The sequence below is a fragment of the Pseudomonas sp. NY15364 genome (genome assembly GCF_048068235.1).
GTDB lineage: Bacteria > Pseudomonadota > Gammaproteobacteria > Pseudomonadales > Pseudomonadaceae > Aquipseudomonas > Aquipseudomonas mendocina_D.
The window spans coordinates 143,400-162,397 of sequence record NZ_JBLUPX010000003.1 but is presented as its reverse complement, the minus strand read 5'-3'; the positions used below and the strand labels follow the sequence as shown (position 1 = coordinate 162,397).

At 53.2% G+C, this 18,998-nt stretch carries 18 protein-coding genes and 1 tRNA gene; 7 read left to right on the top strand and 12 right to left on the bottom strand.

What is annotated here, in order from left to right:
• Window positions 1–5: 5 nt before the first annotated feature.
• Window positions 6–197: a hypothetical protein gene (locus tag ACNFCJ_RS04320; RefSeq protein WP_003462311.1), complete on the bottom strand. Its 192-nt coding sequence runs from the start codon at window positions 195–197 to the stop codon at window positions 6–8.
• A gap of 240 nt (window positions 198–437) precedes the next feature.
• On the opposite strand from ACNFCJ_RS04320, the gene ACNFCJ_RS04315 reads away from it, so the two are divergent.
• The 3 genes from ACNFCJ_RS04315 (at window position 438) to ACNFCJ_RS04305 (ending at window position 2,607) form a co-directional block, all read left to right on the top strand.
• Window positions 438–1,280, top strand: a complete 843-nt coding sequence (locus ACNFCJ_RS04315) for a S1 RNA-binding domain-containing protein (protein ID WP_084342003.1) — start codon at window positions 438–440, stop codon at window positions 1,278–1,280.
• Between the two features lie 55 nt (window positions 1,281–1,335).
• Window positions 1,336–1,411: transfer RNA gene (locus ACNFCJ_RS04310), tRNA-Thr, on the top strand.
• Window positions 1,412–1,524: 113 nt separating this feature from the next.
• Window positions 1,525–2,607, top strand: a complete 1,083-nt coding sequence (locus ACNFCJ_RS04305; RefSeq protein ID WP_416769983.1) for a site-specific integrase — start codon at window positions 1,525–1,527, stop codon at window positions 2,605–2,607.
• Between the two features lie 320 nt (window positions 2,608–2,927).
• Here the strand turns inward: ACNFCJ_RS04305 and ACNFCJ_RS04300 are convergent, their stop codons facing one another.
• From ACNFCJ_RS04300 to ACNFCJ_RS04275, 6 genes are all read right to left on the bottom strand, one after another.
• Window positions 2,928–3,383 carry a hypothetical protein gene (locus tag ACNFCJ_RS04300; protein ID WP_416769981.1) on the bottom strand — a complete coding sequence of 152 codons (456 nt, stop codon included), beginning with the start codon at window positions 3,381–3,383 and terminating at the stop codon, window positions 2,928–2,930.
• Entirely contained in the window at window positions 3,383–4,627 is a 1,245-nt protein-coding gene (locus tag ACNFCJ_RS04295) for a hypothetical protein (RefSeq protein WP_416769979.1), read from the bottom strand. Before ACNFCJ_RS04295 ends, ACNFCJ_RS04300 begins: the two co-directional genes overlap by 1 nt.
• Before the next feature lie 5 nt (window positions 4,628–4,632).
• Window positions 4,633–5,118 carry a response regulator gene (locus ACNFCJ_RS04290; protein WP_416769977.1) on the bottom strand — a complete coding sequence of 162 codons (486 nt, stop codon included), beginning with the start codon at window positions 5,116–5,118 and terminating at the stop codon, window positions 4,633–4,635.
• The gene (locus ACNFCJ_RS04285) at window positions 5,115–8,570 is read right to left on the bottom strand and encodes a hypothetical protein (RefSeq protein WP_416769975.1); all 3,456 of its coding nucleotides are present in this window, start codon (window positions 8,568–8,570) and stop codon (window positions 5,115–5,117) included. The genes ACNFCJ_RS04290 and ACNFCJ_RS04285 overlap by 4 nt, the downstream gene beginning before the upstream one ends.
• A 134-nt stretch (window positions 8,571–8,704) precedes the next feature.
• A complete protein-coding gene (locus tag ACNFCJ_RS04280) occupies window positions 8,705–9,475 on the bottom strand; it encodes an NERD domain-containing protein (protein WP_416769973.1) in 771 nt (256 codons plus the stop codon).
• 154 nt (window positions 9,476–9,629) lie between these two features.
• The gene (locus ACNFCJ_RS04275) at window positions 9,630–9,851 is read right to left on the bottom strand and encodes a hypothetical protein (protein ID WP_416769971.1); all 222 of its coding nucleotides are present in this window, start codon (window positions 9,849–9,851) and stop codon (window positions 9,630–9,632) included.
• Window positions 9,852–10,221: 370 nt separating this feature from the next.
• Between ACNFCJ_RS04275 and ACNFCJ_RS04270 the strand changes: the two genes are divergently transcribed.
• Window positions 10,222–10,473, top strand: coding sequence for a hypothetical protein (locus tag ACNFCJ_RS04270; RefSeq protein WP_416769969.1), 252 nt, complete (start codon window positions 10,222–10,224; stop codon window positions 10,471–10,473).
• 66 nt (window positions 10,474–10,539) lie between these two features.
• On the opposite strand, the gene ACNFCJ_RS04265 is transcribed toward ACNFCJ_RS04270, so the two are convergent.
• Entirely contained in the window at window positions 10,540–10,992 is a 453-nt protein-coding gene (locus tag ACNFCJ_RS04265) for a helix-turn-helix transcriptional regulator (RefSeq protein WP_244597223.1), read from the bottom strand.
• Between the two features lie 205 nt (window positions 10,993–11,197).
• Here ACNFCJ_RS04265 and ACNFCJ_RS04260 point away from each other — a divergent pair, with 205 nt between their 5' ends.
• Complete coding sequence (locus tag ACNFCJ_RS04260; RefSeq protein WP_041754822.1) at window positions 11,198–11,425, top strand: CopG family transcriptional regulator; 228 nt, start codon at window positions 11,198–11,200, stop codon at window positions 11,423–11,425.
• A complete protein-coding gene (locus tag ACNFCJ_RS04255; protein WP_014821700.1) occupies window positions 11,409–11,675 on the top strand; it encodes a type II toxin-antitoxin system RelE family toxin in 267 nt (88 codons plus the stop codon). The genes ACNFCJ_RS04260 and ACNFCJ_RS04255 overlap by 17 nt, the downstream gene beginning before the upstream one ends.
• Before the next feature lie 120 nt (window positions 11,676–11,795).
• On the opposite strand, the gene ACNFCJ_RS04250 is transcribed toward ACNFCJ_RS04255, so the two are convergent.
• The 4 genes from ACNFCJ_RS04250 to ACNFCJ_RS04235 form a co-directional block, all read right to left on the bottom strand.
• Complete coding sequence (locus ACNFCJ_RS04250) at window positions 11,796–12,605, bottom strand: DUF3037 domain-containing protein (RefSeq protein WP_416769967.1); 810 nt, start codon at window positions 12,603–12,605, stop codon at window positions 11,796–11,798.
• Window positions 12,602–13,345: a HipA family kinase gene (locus tag ACNFCJ_RS04245; protein WP_014821698.1), complete on the bottom strand. Its 744-nt coding sequence runs from the start codon at window positions 13,343–13,345 to the stop codon at window positions 12,602–12,604. The genes ACNFCJ_RS04250 and ACNFCJ_RS04245 overlap by 4 nt, the downstream gene beginning before the upstream one ends.
• A gap of 18 nt (window positions 13,346–13,363) precedes the next feature.
• Window positions 13,364–16,813 (bottom strand): class I SAM-dependent DNA methyltransferase, encoded by a 3,450-nt coding sequence (locus ACNFCJ_RS04240; RefSeq protein ID WP_416770100.1) that lies wholly within the window; start codon window positions 16,811–16,813, stop codon window positions 13,364–13,366.
• A 111-nt stretch (window positions 16,814–16,924) separates the two neighbouring features.
• Complete coding sequence (locus tag ACNFCJ_RS04235; protein WP_416769965.1) at window positions 16,925–17,803, bottom strand: competence protein CoiA family protein; 879 nt, start codon at window positions 17,801–17,803, stop codon at window positions 16,925–16,927.
• Between the two features lie 141 nt (window positions 17,804–17,944).
• On the opposite strand from ACNFCJ_RS04235, the gene ACNFCJ_RS04230 reads away from it, so the two are divergent.
• Window positions 17,945–18,925, top strand: a complete 981-nt coding sequence (locus ACNFCJ_RS04230; RefSeq protein ID WP_416769963.1) for a hypothetical protein — start codon at window positions 17,945–17,947, stop codon at window positions 18,923–18,925.
• Window positions 18,926–18,998: the final 73 nt, after the last annotated feature.

The following is an 18,998-nucleotide window of genomic DNA, read 5'->3' as shown; positions in this document are numbered from 1 at the left end:
GGCGATCACTTCTTGCTGATGGTGATCTGGCGAGTGCCGCCGTAAGTCTGGCCGCTGACGCCCTTGGCGATCTGCTGGATCTCGCCGCCGCCCTGCAGGAAGGCAGCAATCTGCGCCTCGATGGACTCGCGGGTTTCCACGGCAGGGGCGGGTTTGCTGACTTTGCTGGAGGAGGACTTCACGCGCAGGGTGGCCATGACCTTGATCTCTTTCAGATGGGCGGCCGGCCATTATGCCTCAAGCAGTCTCTTTCTGCTTGGTTAATCGCCATGATGAATACCATAACGCCGCGCATGGGCGGCTTTTCGCGACAATTTATGGCTTGTTTCCCAGTTACTTACGCCACCAGTCGAGCGGCCGTCGATTCGCCACACCGTCAGCCCGGTCGAGGATTAACTCGGGTAGAATGGCCGGCTGTTTTGGTGAGGTGAAACGCGATGGCCTTGATTGGGCGGATGAATTCTTTGCAGGTGGTCAAGCACACCGACTTCGGTCTGTACCTGGACGGTGGTGCGGACGGCGAAATCCTCCTGCCCAAGCGCTACATTCCCAAGGACACGCCGAGCGAAGTCGAGGACTGGCTCAACGTGTTCCTCTACCTCGACAGCGAAGACAAGCTGATCGCCACTACCCTGAAACCGAAGATCCAGCTCGGTGAGTTCGCCAGCCTCAAGGTGGTGGACATCAACCGCGTCGGCCTGTTCTTCGACTGGGGCCTGCCCAAGGACCTGCTGCTGCCGCATTCCGAAGAGAAGCGCCCGCTGCAGATCGGCGACTACTGCGTGATCTACCTCTATCTGGACAAACGCACCCGCCGCCTCACCGCCACCGCGCGCCTGGATCGCCACCTGGACAAGGTGCCGGCCAACTACCAGGTCGGCCAGGAAGTCGACCTATTGGTGGTCGAGCGTACTGATCTCGGCTTCAAGGCCATCATCGACGGCAAGCACTGGGGCCTGATCCACAAGAACGAGCTGTTCAAGTTCATCCGCAGCGGCATGCGCGAGAAGGGCTACATCAAAGAGCTGCGCGCCGACGGCAAGATCAGCCTGAGCCTGCAGCCCATCGGTCATGAAGCCGCCAGTGGCCTGGCCGAGCAGATCATCGAACGCCTGCGTGCGCAGGGTGGCGTGTTGGCGCTGGGTGACAAGAGCCCGCCAGAGCTGATCTCCGAGCATTTTCGGGTCAGCAAGGGCAACTTCAAGAAGGCCATCGGCGGTCTCTACAAGCAGGGGCTGATCCGCATCCACGACGACCGCATCGAACTACTCGACAGCTGATGCTCCAGCGACTTGAGCGCGAGCGTGGCAACTCGCATAATGCCGACGTTTTCCCGCCGGTGTAGCTCAGTCGGTAGAGCAGCGCACTCGTAACGCGAAGGTCGCAGGTTCGATTCCTGTCTCCGGCACCATAAAAATCAAGGCCTGAAGCGATGCTGGCCTTTTTTGTTGGCCTCTTTTCGATTTTTTGTCCAAATCCTGTCCATCTGGCTTTATTCTGTCCATCTGATCTAGAGGGCAGTCGATGGCGTCTTTCCGTAAACGTGGCGAGCTGCAGTGGCAGGCTCGTATCAATCGCAAGGGCTTTCCTGCGCAAGTTAAAACCTTTTCCACCCGTGCTGAGGCTGAGGCCTGGGCGCGCCAAGTCGAGTCCGAGATTGATCGCGGGGTCTTCGTCAGTCGTGTTGAGGCTGAAGCTACATCGCTTTCGGAGGCTCTTGAGCGTTACGAGCGGGAGATATCTGCATTCAAAAAGGGTGCTGTCCAGGAGCGCTCAGTAATTGTGGTCTGGAAGGGCACCGACTTAGCCCGCAGGTCGCTAGCTGCGGTGCGCAGCGCTGACGTGGCCAAGCTGCGGGATGAGTGGTTGAAAACCCATAAGTCAGCCACGGTATTGCGTCGCCTGGCCGTGCTGTCGCACGTGTTTACCATTGCTCGTAAGGAATGGGGTATGGAAGGTCTACTCAATCCTGTTGAGTTGATTCGTAAACCCCAGGTCAGCAATGCCAGGACTCGGCGTATCTCCACCGAGGCGTCTTCTCCTGCTGATGCCTCTGGCGCCGAGCGTCGCTTGGGGGATGAGGTCGAAAGGATTCTGGCCGCTACAGGGTCGGACATTCTGCCGGCGATTGTTCGCCTAGCTATTGAGACAGCTATGCGTCGTGGCGAAATTGTGTCGCTACGTTGGGAGCATGTCGACCTTAAGCGGAGGGTGGCTCACCTGCCCAGTACGAAAAATGGCAGTTCGCGTGATGTTCCGCTCTCATCCAAGGCCGTTGCGGCGCTGGAGTCTGTTCGTAGGGATACGGGTACTGCGGTAGGAAAGGTCTTTGATGTTCGCGAAGACACTGTCACTCAGGCTTTTGATCGCGCCCTCAAACGGGCGCGCTCGATCTACCTGAGCGAGTGCGAGGATGTGGGTGAGGGGCCTGACGCTCGGTATCTGACAGACCTTCGCTTCCATGATTTGCGCCATGAGGCTACATCAAGGCTGGCCGACATTTTCCCGCTTCATGAGCTGACCAAGATTACAGGCCATAAGGACACACGCATGCTGATGCGTTACTACCACCCTCGAGCAGAGGATCTGGCAAAGAAGCTTGCTTAAGGATTATGAGTTGCCTAGAAACACTGCAAGCCCAGTGAAATCGCACGCAGCTTAGCGTAGGTACAGTCAGTTGAAAGTAGCGTAGTAGAGCGGGTTAAGCGTAATTGAGCGAAATCTGTAAGAGCTGGGCACTGTACCGTTAGCGTACCGTCTTTTGTACTGCGAAACGGTCAGTTTTTGATTATCTACCGAGAAATATCCGCGTAGATTCTGATGGCTGCGATGAATATGAGGCGTTTACACGGCAGTTTCTAACAGCCACTGTAACCATACGATTTACAGGCCCGCCGTTTCGTAAAGCGTGTATTTTCAGAATTTTCCTAGCTTGAGAGACTAATGAAGTGAGGAAGTACTGTAAATGCAGCACCGATCAAGCCCACAGTCATAAAAGCAACTCTGAAACACCTGCCATAGCTCCAAACAGAAAATAGGCCGCTGGAGGCATTACTGTCTGAGTCGTTAGAGAATAATGCTGCAACAGAGATAATGCTTTCTTTCTCAATAACTCGAAGGGCGACCTCAGATTTCTTTATCATTTCAGTAACGCGCTGATCAAGCTTCCAAAACAAGAATGAAACCAAACTTAAAGCCACCCCTAACATTGATATTAATGCAGAAAAACCAACGCCCTGCTGCAAACAAATACCAATGCCCGCAGCAATCAACCCGGAAATAGCTAGGTAGAAGTTAAACACAGTCATTCGTTGCTGTGCATGCAATTCAAAATAGCGCCAAGCATGTTCCATAGACCGCTGGATCTTAACGTCAGAATCCATTATGCGCCTCCAATGCCAATGCAGCGGGTACCATATTCTTCGAATAATTTCTGAAGCACTCGTACGCTTGCAAAGGCAGCATAGCGCTGTGCTTCATTATCTTTATCAGGATCGGCATAATCACAAACTCCTTTCAATGCAAAGTATCTAGGTGCAGGGCTCGAGGTATAGCTGGCCGCATAAAGTCCATATATCTCCATTTCAACACCAATAAGCTCTCGCTGCTGCTGCTCTTTAATGCCCTGGATGGTTCGCCCGTCAGCAAGAACAGCAGAGCCTGATGCAACAGGGCCGATTTTTACTTTAGTGGTGTATTTGCACGTTTCTCCGTAAATCAAAGGCAAACTTTTGAGGAATGCAGAGTCAGAGCGAATTAGTTCTACTAAAGTACGTATTCCATACGAAGCGGGGAGGTGATGAGGTGAAATAATGAATTTAAATACATCGCCGTCTCGCACATGTTTGCCATTTTGGAAATCCCAAGCTGGGTCGGCAAATAAAACATCTCCAATTGTCACCTGGCCAGGCACGCCAGCACATATGCCTGTCATCCCTATGGCCTTAGGGTTTAGCTTGGATATTATAATAAAACTCTTTAGAGCGGACTCCACCATGCCCATTCTGGTGGCATATGCAGCCGCGACAGTGATTTTAGTGCCTTTAGAAAAAAACCAACCATCGCGAACAAATAAATGATCATGTATTGGTCGAGCAGGAGACCAGTTCCAAGGTAATTTCATAAGCTCTTCAAACTCGGGCGACTCAAGAGCACAAATCAAAGCCAAGTCTACGCGCTCTGCATTGTCACAAGCACATGTGCGAGTATCAGTCTCCTGTCGAATATATCGTACGCAATTCAGTATTCGATGCTGCCACTCATCATCTGTCTGTGAATAAGGGATGATGGACCAAGTGCTTTTTGCAAAAGTCTCGCTCGCTACACCGGCGGCATTTATGTCCGCAGTAATTCCTATAACTTTTCCAGGCTTAATAATAGTTTCGTCGTTATTGATTCGAAAGAGAATTTGAAGCGAGTTCTCATGGGAAACATCATCATCGGTAGCCCAAAGAGGTAGTAGAATATCAAGCACTAGAAGATCATATCGCTCTCTCTCAAGCGCGCACTGGGCTTCATCAGCACTCCCGACAAGATCAACTTGTTCTTTGGGGATTCCCAGTTCCTCAAGCTGTATGAGAAGTTTTTTATATCTAGATTTACAGTCATCAGCAATTAAAATTCGCACGGCTATTAACTTTCCTTGTCAGACTTGAATCTCTCAAAAGCCATCTTGAGTTCTGATTTCCAAGTCTCATATGTAGAGTTATAATGGAGCACATCATGCAAGATGTTAGGGAACTCCTCCTCGAGCTCCAATCTAAGCTGAGTAATATCTAGCCCTCCACCTTCTCTAGGAAATGCCTCATACCCGGTGATCACAATGGTTGGACAAGAGATGGATGAGTACTTCATATGTCTAAGCACCTCAATGCCGCCAAAGCCCTGAGGGCGACCCCCGCTCTCCTTATTTGATATATCAACATCAAGGGTCGGTAAAGACATATCCAGAAGGAGTAGATCTGGTACCTCATCATCTAGGCTATCCAGTGCTGAGTTCACTGATCTTGCGGATCTTATATTCATTGGGATGCATAATCCGCGCAAAAACAACTCAATTTGAGTGCTTTTTGGAACCTCATCCTCCACAATAAGTATGCTCAGATGGCGATCACTCATATGGCCTCCTCGGGCTGAACTGATTCCCCTAAAAAGTTATAAACGACAGTGATCTCAAAGTCGCCATCAGGAGTGAAGCCAAATGAAAGATGTCCTTTTGATGACTGCTTTACCACAGCAGCTATTTTATACAGTCCGCTGCCGCCTTCAATTTTAGTTTTTGAGTCAAACTCTCCCTTATCTATATTCTCTCTTATTGCTGATAGCTTTCGCTCCGCCTCAGCTCGTGCACTCTGCTTTGCAGAGCACAAAACATTTATAACAAAGCGCTCGTTCTCTAGGTCAGGATCAACTTTAATAGTGATCTCAGGAGTTTTTAGGCCGGAATGAAATCGTGCGTTGTCTAGCGATATAAAAAGGACATCGTGTAAGAAAACAAGAGTGCTAGGCATGACCATGATGTCTGTTGCTGATTGTGCTATGTTTATCTCAGGATTGAAATCCCTCAGGCATTTTCTAGCGGCCTCAATTGATATATTAACAGCTTGCTCAATTTTAAAAGTTCGTCTAAATGCATCTTGGTCATTCGTCTTAGAGAACCAGCTGCTTGCGTCATCTAGGGCCAGCTGAACTTGCACTGAACTCTCCCCAATCAAGCGGTCAAGCTCTAGATACTCCGCGCGCCCCTCTACAAGGCTTTTTAGGTTGGCGCGTAACTCATCGAATATGGAGGAAAGCTTGGACTTAAGTTCGTTTGATATGTAATCCCTGACATCGCCTAGGGACTTGTCAAGAAGCGCCCACATTAAGCTTACTGAGCTTCTTACAAAGCCGGTCATGTTGCTATCGCTCAGTACAACTCTGGCGACAGGTACTATTTGTGGATTTAGGTCAAATGTAACTAATCCATGTGGATGTTCTTTTGAGCGGATTTGTATTATTTTGTCTTTCGTTTCAATGAGTGCAGCGTCGAATGAGGCCGAGAAATTCTCAAACGCCTTGCTAAGTCCATTAAGAGTGTCTTTGCTGCACTCATTGAACCTCTCGAGAAGCATCACGTTTTTATTATAGTTTGCGCCAGCTGAGTCTTTGGTTGTTATAAGTCCTTGCAACTCAAGCGGTCCGCGTATAAGACCTACGAAGGACTGATGTCGGATTCGTTTACTGAGGTAATAATCGAGCCCGAAAAGAGAGTTGTTTAAGAATTCTGATCCGATCCTAACAAGCATTGAGTACAAGACCGCGTCAGCCTCACCAAACTCAGAGAACTGAACAGGGATCTGGTTCTCAATTAGAATATCCCGCATAACATCATCAAATTCCATGGGCGTTACAACCTCAGCAAGATCTCTATATCTATAGAACTCTTCTGATAGTTCTCTAGTTGCCCAGCGAGTTAAGGCGTCGGTATCAACATGGATTCTTGTTCGATCAACAATCCACTGGCCATCACTCATTAGCTGTCTGTTGGATATTTCATGTATTTCATCTAAGTACTCAGAATCATTATCTGGGTCGAGATCTCTGAGTACGGCACAAGTTTTTTGTCTTTGTTGTAAAATCTCAGCTGTAGTTTTAGCTACTCGAGCTTGGTCAACTAAATTAGGGATGCATAAATCTCTTAAGAAGTATACGAGCTGATGAGTCGGGAGTAGGTGTTTTTGGTCAAATAGCTTTGCAGGCTCTCTGACGTCGATTCGTCGAATAACCTGGCCAATTTTAAATCGCAGTCGAGAGCCTACCTCATCGTCTTCGGTAGCATCCCAAAGCATATGCAAAGCAATAGATGGTGCGAGCAAGTGAGTAACTCTGTTGTAATCTTCATGGCTGTAACCTCCTATAGTAGCCTCTACAGGTAGTAAGTTTTTCCGGCTAGTACAGCGTGAGCCTTCGTCTGCAATAAGCTCAATGGCACTTTGGCGCATTCCAGCAGAGTAAAGTGCATGTAGTAGAAGCGGCAGAGTAATCGCAGGAAGTATTTCTGGAAACGCTTGGCGCATATTAGAAAGGAGTTGTATTGCAACATCCATTTCGTTTGCTCTAATTAGTCCGCAAGCGCGGAATATTTCTACTGCAGCTCCACTAGCGACATTGGTGCGCGCATGATGGTCTTTTAACAGCCCCCAACACTCCCCCCCAGGTGTCTGTGGGTTCTCTAAAATGACATCATCTTCAAAGCCCAGAGCTGGGCAATTCAAAGAAACTAACCAAGGTCGCCACTCTTCATCTGGAAATGTTCTATATATCATCCCGATAAATGTGCGTATAGCTGCAGCAAACGGCAAGCCACCTAGATTTGTAGTAAGTTTAAGAAGCCCTGAATATGCCGTAGCAGAATCATTGTCTTGCCTAAGAAATTGAGCAATCAGATGGTGCACATGTTTAAGCAGTGTTGCTCTTGCTGCCCTTCCTCTGAGGCTTAAAGCCACACCCGAATAAATATATGCCCAGGCATCAACTGCATCATCATTATGGCTCTGTGGGTTCCTGGCCATTAAAAGTGCGGTAGGGAAATCCGAAGTGCATAAGGCATCAACTATACTACTGTTGCGTGCATTAAATGAGCAGTTTACTGGTAGATCGAACGCGATGCAGACTTTTGTAATTCGATAGTCATCAATGCAGCTCAATTGCTGTAGTGCGAGCTTAGTTGCTGATTTGAGCTCGTCATTGTGCGCGCACGACAAAGCATGCTGCACCAAACTCACAAACGTCTCATAAACATCAACCAGTGAGTGGCTTTGTTCCACTCTTAAGACGTCAGATATTTCGCTGTTCTCAGCTGGCCACTCATTCATCAAGCGGTGTCGCATATAGCGCTTAATTGATTCGTCATATTTGCTGTGGTCTGAGATTCTTTGTCGAATGTCCTCCATGTACTTTTGTATACTAACGCGATCTTCGTTTCTTACGCTTGTATTGTATGCAATAAAGTTCAGGAGCCCATTTCTATAGATCGACCGTACTTCTGCCGTATATTTTTTCTGCCCCTCTAGCCCCCCCGCCATCCCTTCTAATGCAATGCGAAGCTGGACTGACCAAAAGCTGGCACCCTGCATCAGCTCTAGGTCTTTTAGTAAGTTTATTGCTTGGTTCAATTCATTCTCTACTACTAGCTTCTCAATTTCTTGGGCAACTAATCTAAATAAGTTAATAGAGGAGTGATCTTCTTTAACTCTTGCGGCAATCCAAAGAATTTCACGCTCTAGGGATACTTTTGGGTTTTTCCATGAAACACCCTGTAGTTCGTCATATCCTGTGGGGTAACGTTTCAATTCTGGAAGTTGATGCTTTACATGGAAGCTACACCATTTAAGATACTCAGAGAATAACGACGGGTGTAATGTTGATCTCGCCTCTAGCATTAATTCTCTATAGCCGCGCCTGAATATGAATGAATGATCATTGCGTACATTTTTTTCGAATTTTTTAGATTTGAATTCTGCAACCAATCCTCTAAATTTGTGCTGGCACGCTAAATAAATTTTTTTATGCTGCCCATCAATATTCATTATTTTTCCTTGGCATTTATTACTGCCCCCCCCCGCGTTTTCTAACAACCGAGGACTCTGGTTGAAACGGGACGAAAGAAGGGGGCTGATTTATTTTCTATTCGGGGACTTCGAGGTAGTCTTTCTACGCTCCCTCAAAGGCTCTGCATGGTTCGGCACTTAGGAAACGCCGAGCATCCCCAAAACTGCTGCCCCGCTTTCGCTCCTGATTTCACCGTGCGAATCAGCAGCGCACTGCCACATTTCGGGCATTGTCGTTCGGCTGTCGGATCGCTACGGCGCTTGAGGTTTTGCACGTGCTCGCGATGGGTGGCGAGGGTTGGCGCGCGGCGTCCGGTTTGCAGGGCGTGCAGCATGGCGTCGACTTCAGCCTCGCTGAATACCGGCTGCTGGAATGACTTGATATAGCGGATAAAGCCAATGCCCTGGGTCACATTGGCCGGCACTTCGGTTTTGAAGGTGCTACCACCGACGAAGGTGATGACCGAGTGCAGGTGCTCTGGGTTAACGCCAAGGGTGGCTTCCAGGGCTTTGAGGTGCTTGTAGTTCTGCCGCAGTGGGTTCTGGAATTTGAAGGTGTGTTTGTAGAGTTTCTGCGTCCACTGCGCTTGCTTCTCGCTGCCAAAGATCCAGCCGCTCATGTTCTTCGTTTCCAGCACGAAGATGCCGTAGGGCGAGAGGAATACGTGGTCGACCTGCGTGGTGCCGTCCGGCGTGTTCAGGGTGACGTTGTGCAGGCGGCGATAGGTCTGCTTGTCCAGCTGCCAATGGGCGAACAGCCGCACCAGGAGTTCGCCCATATGACCCTTTGCCCATGGGGACTTGAGCAGGCCGATCAGCAGTGCGGCTGGGATAAACCAGGCCAGCATGCCCCAGACCTGAGCGATGATGGGGGTGAAGTCCATTTCCTGTCCTTGGTAATCCTGAGTTAACCGGATAGTACCGAAAGTCAGCGTAAATGGACGAACCTATTCAATGGCGACAATCGGCTCATTGTGTGAGCCGAATATTCCGGCTATTCGGCTCACTCGGTTCTAAGCCCCCGTTCAGGCTTGAGCTTCAGGCGCCGCGTTGATTTTTGCTGAGGTCGGCACAGTCACTATCGCTGCAGGCTTCGTTTCTCGCTTGATTCATCGCCTTGGCTCGCTCCGCCACTTCTCGTGCCCGCGCGATGTAGCTTGCATCGCCGGTTTCTTCCGCGTCGGCCAGAAACACCGCTATATCCTCATCATCGGTCAGGTATTTGGCAGGGTCATAGGGTGTCAGCAGCTCGCTGCTCATGGCGATATTCCTCGCTGGTCTAGATTTTCGCGTCGCGAAAATGAGGGCGTGACTTTATGGTCATGATTTTTCGCGTGGCGAAAATCCGCAGCGGGTGATGACCTTTACCTGATTTGGCACTCACCGAGGCTGTGAGCGGTACGTCCACTGTCCATGGACTGAGGACGGCTATCCGTGCGGCTAGTCACGCCAGTATGTCACGGGTACGGAATTTGATTCTTTACTCACAACCGGAAGAACGTGGGTAAAAAATTGGGAAATTTACCCACGTACCGTAGACGGCAGACTGTTCACGTTGCTCAACAGGGGGACGATAGAGAAAACGGGCAAAATCGTACGCTAGAGCCAAAGAAAAACAGGGAGACACACCATGACCGAAGCCGAAAAATGGGCTGCATGCGACTCTGCCAAGCAGTCACTACACATCATTGCAAGCCACTTGTCAGCGTGCATATACGCAGAAGAGAAGAGGGAAGCCCCCGACCAAAAGCAGATCGACGAATGGATTAAAGAACGGCACGCAATGATCCTTTTGGCCCGCTCGCTCACCGTCGATGACATGGCCACTATCGGCCGTGTCAGAGAAAATTACGACCAGAAAGCAATCGAACTATCGAAATAGGACTAGACCCAGGATGGCTAGCCGTGACCGATGACCTACCCAAGCCACTGCTGTGAAGCCGCACGATCAATGAGAGCCAGGCTCGACCCCGGCTGCGGCGGCTAGCTGGATCACGCCGCGAGCCTTAGCCACGTTACTCAGCGCCAACAGAAAGGCGTCTGGATTAGGGTCTTCTAGGGCAGCGCTCAGGTAAGCCCGAATGGTTTCTGCGTCGATCAGATGTGCCGACACGTCAAACGCTTGAATAGCCATGGCTGTTACTCCTTGCCCTGACCGCTGCTCGTTGAGGATGCCTTCAATCGTGCGTTGGTGTCCTGCCTTAACCAGCTTCAGTTCATAGCCAGCTGCTGCGAGCAGCCGAACCAGCACCGACACGCTCATATCACCTTTGGCCAGTGTTTCCATGCGCGCCACCGTGGTACGCGCGACACCAGCACGGCTGGCCAGCGCTTGCTGGCTAAGCTTCGCGCCTCTGCGAGCCTCTTTCAGCATCTCGGAAACATCGTGGAGAGAAGTCATTTGTAGCCCCTGGGCGTCAGAAACGGGTGAAGTGCCGAAAGATGTAGCTCTTGGGCTACAGGCTAGCTGCGTCGGCCAGGCAAGACGTGGGGAGCCCTCAGAATTCGGAAGAAGCATACGCTAAGCATCGTGTCTTCCCTTGCTTGAGTGCCAGTGCGTAGATTTGTGATAATGTGAATACACGTATCGCATGGGGTTATTAGACATGGCCACTTCCATCAGATTGGCACCCGAAGTTGAGCAGCGCCTAGATTTTCTGGCGGCCAGCACTGGGCGTACCAAGGCGTATTATCTGCGTGAAATCATCGATAACGGCCTGGCTGACCTTGAGGACTACTACCTCGCGGCTGAAGTCCTGGAGCGTGTCCGTAAAAAAACAGAGGCCGTTCACTCTGCTGCGGACGTAAGGAAAGACCTTGGCTTGGACGATTGATTACACCGACACGGCCAAAACACAGTTGCGTAAGCTCGACAAACAGTCAGCGAAGCGCATTCTTGACTTTATGGATGAGCGGGTGTCCAGCCGGGATGACCCGAGAACCACTGGCAAGGCGCTTACAGGCCCATTGGGTGGCTTGTGGCGGTATCGCGTAGGAGACTTCCGGGTGATCTGCGAGATTCAGGACGGGGCCTTGCGGATACTCGTCCTACAGCTTGGCAACCGCCGAGAAATTTACCGCTGAAACCAGCGTAACCCGCTTGCGTGCAATTGAAGAGCTTCTTTGGCGCATGGTGTAACGCAAGAATAAAAGCACAAGGCCCGGATTTACCGGGCCTTGTGCTGAGCAGGAAAGCTGCCTGGGCTATTGAGCGTAGCGCTGCGCGAAGGCAGCGATTTTCTGGGTGTTCTGATAGTCGACCAGCTGCAGGCCGCGTTCCTGGATGCTGTCCTTGGCTATCTGCACCGCTCTGCGGTGGCGGGGCGAATCGCTCTCTGCCGGGGCCGCAACAGGTATGAGCACGTTTTCCAGCTGAATAACCCCTTCCCGCTCAGCACGCGCGAACTTCATCAGCCACTGATCGCAGTGGTCGAGGATTGCGCTTGGTTCGGCCTGATCAAAAGCTAAAGGCTTGATGGCGGCAACGACTTCATTGCGGTGAACCAGAGGTAGGTGAAGCTTGGTTAGATCACCAGTCAGGGTGTCATCGCGGAAGCTACGGATAGAAGCTTCCGTGAACAGGGTGCGAATTTCACGCACCATGACTTCCTCACGACGATCACGCGCCATGCCTTGGCGGTCGATATAGCGGCCAAACAGCTCATCAAGGGTCGCGTCAAAGTTTTCCACCAGGATCGAGCGCATGGCGCTGAAGCGAATCAGCGATTCCTTGGGCTCTGTCAGGAAGCGGAAGTGGTTAACGATCTGCGATTCCTGAGCTTCTTTCGTCATCGCTTGCACGGCGTCCAGTTCGTTCTGGGCTATTTCCATGGCCTTGGCGAACAGGTTGTTGCACTCGAAGAAATGATTGACCCGTTTCAGGTTTTTACGGGCGAGCCTGTACTCCATGCGGCCGATAGCCGGGGCCGAGAGAACGATGCCGACATTGGCAAACTCTTCGGTTTCGGCAAAAGGCGCGAAGCGCACGATGCTGTAAAGACAGGCGTATTTCATTGCAGGACGCTCCAGAACTCGTCCGAATTGCAGCGCATCAGGTTACTTTCGATTTCTTCGAGCAGAATGTCGAGTCCCTGTTCGCCGATAGATTCACACCATTCATCGGGTATGTCTGAGCATAGGTCACGAAAGCGTTTGGCAGTTTCGTGCATCCGCTGGCTGTATTCAACTTTGTCGACCAGATCCAGGTGCCATGCCCGATTGCTTGGGCCAAACACATGGCTTTCAGCAAACTCTTGGGCATCCTGCGGCCAGTGAAACGCCTGGTTGTGGTCGATCAGCTGCAACTGATTGTCTGTGCTGCACATCAGCAGATTGGGGCGGCCGCCCAGCGGCCCTAGCTGACGATCACCGTTGCCAACCCAGTAATCAAAGGTGAAAACAGCTTTTTGCAGGTCGACAGGAACCTGCAGTGCTTGCGAATAGAGCAGGTCTGCAGCGTCCGCGACATAGGCCAAGGCGAAGCTGTCACCAGGCCCCAGGTCGCTGCGTGCTTCTGGGTTGTAGCGCAGCAGGGCGGGGTCAATGTAGATATAGCCGTGCTCGGGGATGGGCAAGCCGAAGTCAGCGGCCAGGCGGGCGCACAGCAGCTCGGCAATGCGTTCGGCGGGTGGTAGCTCCAAGCCCTTGGCCACATAGTGTTTACCGTTGCTGGCTCGGCATAGGAAGGGGCGTGTCATGCCGCCCTCCAGTCGCCGGATGATCTCCACAGCTTCTATGTAATTACCCTCGGCCATTGCCGACTCCCTTATGCATCAGCTGGCCAGACGATACTGGTCTGCGTCTTGCTGCACCATGCCCAGCTCTTCCAGGGCATCCAGTACGGCCTGAACAGCGACCTTGGGTGAGCGTTTGAACTGGGCGGCGAGGGCGTCGGCTGGTAGTGGGCTCTGGCTGAGTGCGTGGCGCACGGCAGCAACCTGTTCGCGCATTTGCTTGGGCCAGGTGAGCTTGCCGCTGGCGGCTGCGGCGGCAGGGGTGGATTCGAAATCCGTTGTGTCGTCCAGCTCGGCTTCGCGTTGCTCCGGCGCGACGGCGGCGCTCGGGTTCTGGTACTCGGGGCGCAGCCAGCGCACCAGGCCGCGAGCTTCCTCGGCAGCGCGCTCGGCGTTGAGGGCTACCAGGCGGCGCAGCAGTTCTTCCTCGGCTTCGGCCTGCGCTTCGGATTTGTCCGGCAGCGGCGTGGTGGCGCCGGGTTTGCCCACCAGTTGCTCGGCCAAATCATCCCAGCCATAGGCGGCGAAGACGACTCGATCCAGTTCGTCGTGCAGCTCGCGCAGTACGGAAATCAGGCCTTGCTCGTGGATGGTCTTGTCTTTGGCGGTCAGCGGCTCGCTGGCACGCAGCTTTTCCAGCACGTTGTACATGCCGGTCAGGGTCAGCTCAGGGTGCTGGGCCTGTTGGCGTTTACGATGCGCGTCGAGGCGTTCGGCCAGGTCGCGGATTTGTGCTTGTTGCTCCGGCGTGGCGTCCGGGAAGGGAAAGGTTTCGAAGCAGCGAGTTTTGATGTAGCGCGAATCATTACCTACGCCGAGATAGCTGCCGGTAGCCAATGCCCATGTAACATGAGCGCGGCTTGAGAGTATGCCAAGGTGGAATGGGTCATCGCTGGCAATATTGATCAAGGCGTCATCGGGTAGCATGTCAGCGCTGAGGAACTGAAAAATACGATGTTTGGTTGTGACTACAGTGGCGGTATAGCGTGAGAGGCCCGCTGCGGCAGCACGCCAATCACGTCGAGACTCACCAAATAGCCACCAGTTTTCGCGATAAGTGGCACGATTATTTTGATCGCGTTCGGGTTTCACATTGTTCAACGCGTGTTGATAAACCGCAGGAAAGCGCTCGCGGGCTTCATCAGCAGTCACCCCAAATAGGTCAATCACCATCACCCCGCGCGGTGACTGAGCGAGATCGCGGCCATTCCGATAAGCGCGGATATGCTTTTCCAGTCCAGGGACGGTGCCAAGTCCCAAACGCTTAGCTACCTCTTGGGTAATGATGAAGCCTGAGCCATGAAGCTTCACGCCCGGTGAGCTGATATTGAGGTTGGCTGAAAGAGAGGTGGCCCCAGCAACATTCACTCCAAGCTTCAAGTCTGCGTAAACCGGCCCGCGCTGCTCTTGTAGGTCAACCTCAATCTCATCTTGAGCGCTAAATCGCTCGTCATACACTTTAAGCAATCGCCCTTCTTCATTGCCCGCAGAGCCAACGGTCATCGCAATGCGCACTTGAGCACCGTCCGCTGAATCCACCCAAGGGTGATCGGGAATGGCAAAGGCGAGTAACAAGGGTTTTTTGCCCTCCAAATGCTCTTGAACAACGCGGCGGTTGAAGGTTTGCTTGATGCTATTGGTGGTGATAAAGCCGAAGCGACGTGCTGTGTCTGCCCGCACTATATTTGCTGCGATATGCCACCAGTACATGACGAAGTCCGCTGACTCAGGCACCTCTGGCCAAGTGTGGCGAACGGCATCCGAGTAACCGTCGCCCAGTGCGGCGCGCATTCGTTTGGCACCTATAAACGGCGGATTACCAACTATGTAGTCCGCTTGCGGCCACTCGGCCTTGCGCGGATTGCGATAGATGTACTGCTCGACCTGCGCCGATTCATCCGGCACCTGTTCGCCGGTAATCGGGCTGGTCTTGGTAGTGATGCCGTCCCAACGGGTGATGGGCTTGCCGCTCTCGTCGCGCAGCAACTCCACCGCGTCATAGGCAATCAGCGCATCGCGGTGCTCGATATTGTGGAAGTCACGTAGCACCGGCTCAGGCGGGTTTACTTTGCCGTGGGTGCGGAAGTGCCATTGCAGGTAACCGATCCACAGCACCATTTCGGCGATGCGTGCGGCGCGCGGGTTGATTTCCAGGCCGAGGAACTGGTGCGGGTCGACGGTGACGCCTTCCAGTTCCAGCAGCCCCTGGGATTCGCCCAAGTCGTGCAGCAGGTTGAGCACTTCGCCTTCCAAGCGCTTCATGTGCTCCAGGGTGACGTAGAGGAAGTTGCCACTGCCGCAGGCTGGATCGAGTACGCGTACCTCGCACAGATGGCGGTGAAAAGCGCGGATCTCGGCGACGGCCTCCTTGTGCTTGCCCTGGCCTTCATAGGTGAGCGCGGCAACCTGCACTTCCTTCCACTCGGCGCGCAACGGCTCGATGACGGTGGGCAGTACCAGGCGCTCGACATAGGCGCGGGGCGTGTAGTGGGCGCCGAGCTTGTGGCGCTCGCGAGGGTTGAGCGCGCGTTCCAGCAGGGTGCCGAAGATGGCCGGTTCGACATAGCGCCAGTCGGCCTCGGAGGCCTTGAGCAGCAGCTCCATCTGGTCGCGGTCAAGAGCAATGGCCTGGGCTTCGGCGAACAGACCGCCGTTGAACTTGAGCAGGGTGCTTTCCAGAATCGGCGAGAAGCCGCCGCTGTTCATGGTCTGCCAGAGGTGTTCGAGCATCGGCGCGAAGGTGTCCGGCTTGTTCTTCAGGCGTTGCAGCAGCTCGGTAAAACCACGTTCGGGGAGCAGGCCCACGTCCTCGGCGAACATGGTGAACAGGGCGCGCATGAGGAAGCTGGCGACCAGTTGCGGCGGATGGCCATCGGCCTCCAGCGACTTCGCAAGCTTGGCCAGCTGATCGGCAATTTCGCGGGTGACCTTGGCCGAGCGGCGGGCAGGGTCGAGGCTGAGCGGGTCAAGCCAAACGGCGCTCAGACGCTCGCGAACTTCTTCCTTGCGCAGGTCTTCCAGGCGAATGCGGTGGCTGCGTGAATCCGGGTAGGGCGTGTAGGTGGCACCGGAACGACTGAACTCGGCATACAGCTCGATGTTGCGGCCAACATCCACGACCAGGATGAACGGCGGGCGACCTTCTTCGGCGGGCAGGGCGCGGGCGTACTGGTCGGCCTGGTTGTGGGCCTTGAGCATGGCCTTGTCCCAACCGGAGCTGTCCAGGGTCTTGCCGGTTTGCTTGGCCTCCAGCACGAAGCTGCCGCGCTTGTAGAGGTCGATGAAGCCGTTGTTGCTGCTGCCATCCGGCTGGTTGATGACCACGCGGCGCTCGAACACATAGGCGTTGTCGCGGGTGTCGTCGCCGGCCGGTTCCGGCAGTGGCAGGCCGAGCAGGCTGCACAGCTCGGTGAGGAACAACTGGTAGTTGGCGCGCTCAGTGCCACCAGCCTTTTGCCAGCGGGACAGGAAGGTGTCCAAGTGTTCCATCACGGTATTGCTCCGACTACGAGAAAGGCTTGGATTCTAACGGAGAGGTTAGGTCTAGGGTATGGCACCGCAGAGCTGCGTAGTTGAGCGCAGTTTGCGATGCCACTTTGCTCAGTGCTGCTCGTCCATTTGCTGCAGGCGGTTTAGCACTTCTTCACAGGATCGTGGGTAGTAGATCCAGTTTCTGAACTTGGGGTTGTACTCGCCGCCCAGCTCGTTACGCCAGGATTTGAGCAGATCAGTGATCTGCGGGTTGAATGACCATGAGCGTACTGCCACTGAACCTGTGGGCAGTATCCGGGCAGACACCCACATGCCCATGATCGTATAGCGGTGCTCGATGCATTTGACTAGGGGTTCCGCTGCAAGGGGCTTGGCCGGAATGGATTGCCAATCGATTGCTGGTAGCAATGGCATTGGTGGCGGTTCGGGGTAGATCCACGATTTGTTGTGCGTCTGCTTCAGGATATGGGCTGTGACCTCTTCCGAGGGAATAGGCAGCTTGCTGTAGAGCAGCTCGCGCAGGTCTATTTCGACGGTATCAATGCCGACGTTTTTGATCCGCTCCAGCTTTTCCTCGCCAATAAACGAGGTGACTGCGATTTCAATGAATAGCTGGCTGCCGTCTCTAAGGTGGGCAACCAGGTCTGGTTGGAATCCCGGCTGCGGGACTTCCTCATCCACCCGTTCGAAATCCCACCAGCTGGTTTGATCTTCGCTCTCCGGCCAAGTGCCTGGCATTGGCGGCAGTTGCAGGCCGAGGTGAGTGCGGATGACTTGCTTGGCGTAAAGGTGCAGTAGGCTTTCGCGCTGGATGAAGCAGCTTTCCTTGTTTGAGTGATGGGAGAAGTGATGCTCACGAATCGGACCTTTGCGAGCGACTACCGGCTCACCGCAACATACACAGCTGCAATTGCAGGCCAGTCCGCGTATGGCGTTTTCAATAGTGATCAGCTGGCCGTCTGTATCGAGTGCAACGAACATGCTCATGGGCTAAGCCTCTGGTGTTAAGACGGCTTCAAGAGTCATGATTCGAGCAGGTTAAAACCTCCCCCGAACCCTGCATAAAGGGTTCGGGAGGGTTTATGGAGATGCTTGGGCCCCTTTATTTACGGGGCCTCTGGAGGGATTGTGCTGGACGTGATGCGTTGTCTGGATGAAGAGCTGCGGCAGTCGCCTGCTCCCGATGTAAAAGCCTATAAGGTGATCCGGGTTTTGCTGGAGGCCAGCATTAACGCACTGGAAAAGGGGAACCATGACCCACAGACTTTTGATCGCGCGACCTTACTGGAAATCTGCGACCCGAAGATGAAGGCAGCCGGCCGCGATCCTGCGCGCTGGCTATCAACCGCCAATTTGGAAGCATTCCTGGACGCCCGAATGAACTCGATTCGGCGGCGTGCGGAGCAAATGGGCTTGAAGCATTTGCCGGTGATTGCCAGCAGTGAAGCGAAGGGCGGAGCAGGCAACCAGCGGATCTATTGGCTCGCAACTCGGCCGGTAGAAGCCAGTGATGGCGGCCCGTTGGTAGGGCCGGCGCATCGGCAGATCATCTACACCAGGACGGAAAATGGTGAGGTTCAGCCGGCATTATTTTTACGGCTGATTTTCCGCAAGGGTGTGCTGGAGAATCGGAGTTGGCGTGGCTTGATGATGTTTATCACCGTTCTGTTCGGTATGGGCTCTCTGCTGCTTTGGGTATTGGCTTCGATATGGAGCCTTTCCACGATTGATCAGGCGCTTACGCTACGTCAGCTAGCCAGCAGTGTTTTAGTGGTCTTTCTTGCTTGGTTCATATGGCGCGGTGTCCATCAGCCGTGGGTCGAATTGGTGGACAATCGGGTCGTGAAAGCAGCAGCTCCACTTCTTGCACTCAAGGAGGACTCTGCCGAACTCGAAATGTACCGTGATGACGCGAAGAGACCCTGGACAAGGTTCGTGCGCTTTTCCAGTGACTGCCCATTCTGTGGTGGCCGGGTTTTACTGGCAGAAGGAAAGCCCGATCACCTGATGCCTCTCGTTGGTCGGTGCGGTGAAAGTCCACATGCGCACGTATTCAGTTTTGACCGGGCCAGATTGTCGGGCGTGTATATCGGCCCGCCTTTGGGGTGACCGCCTATGGCATCGCAAAGCTGGCCTAATTGAGCGCAGTTTGTCGCAATGTATTTTTTCGCGTGGCGAAAAT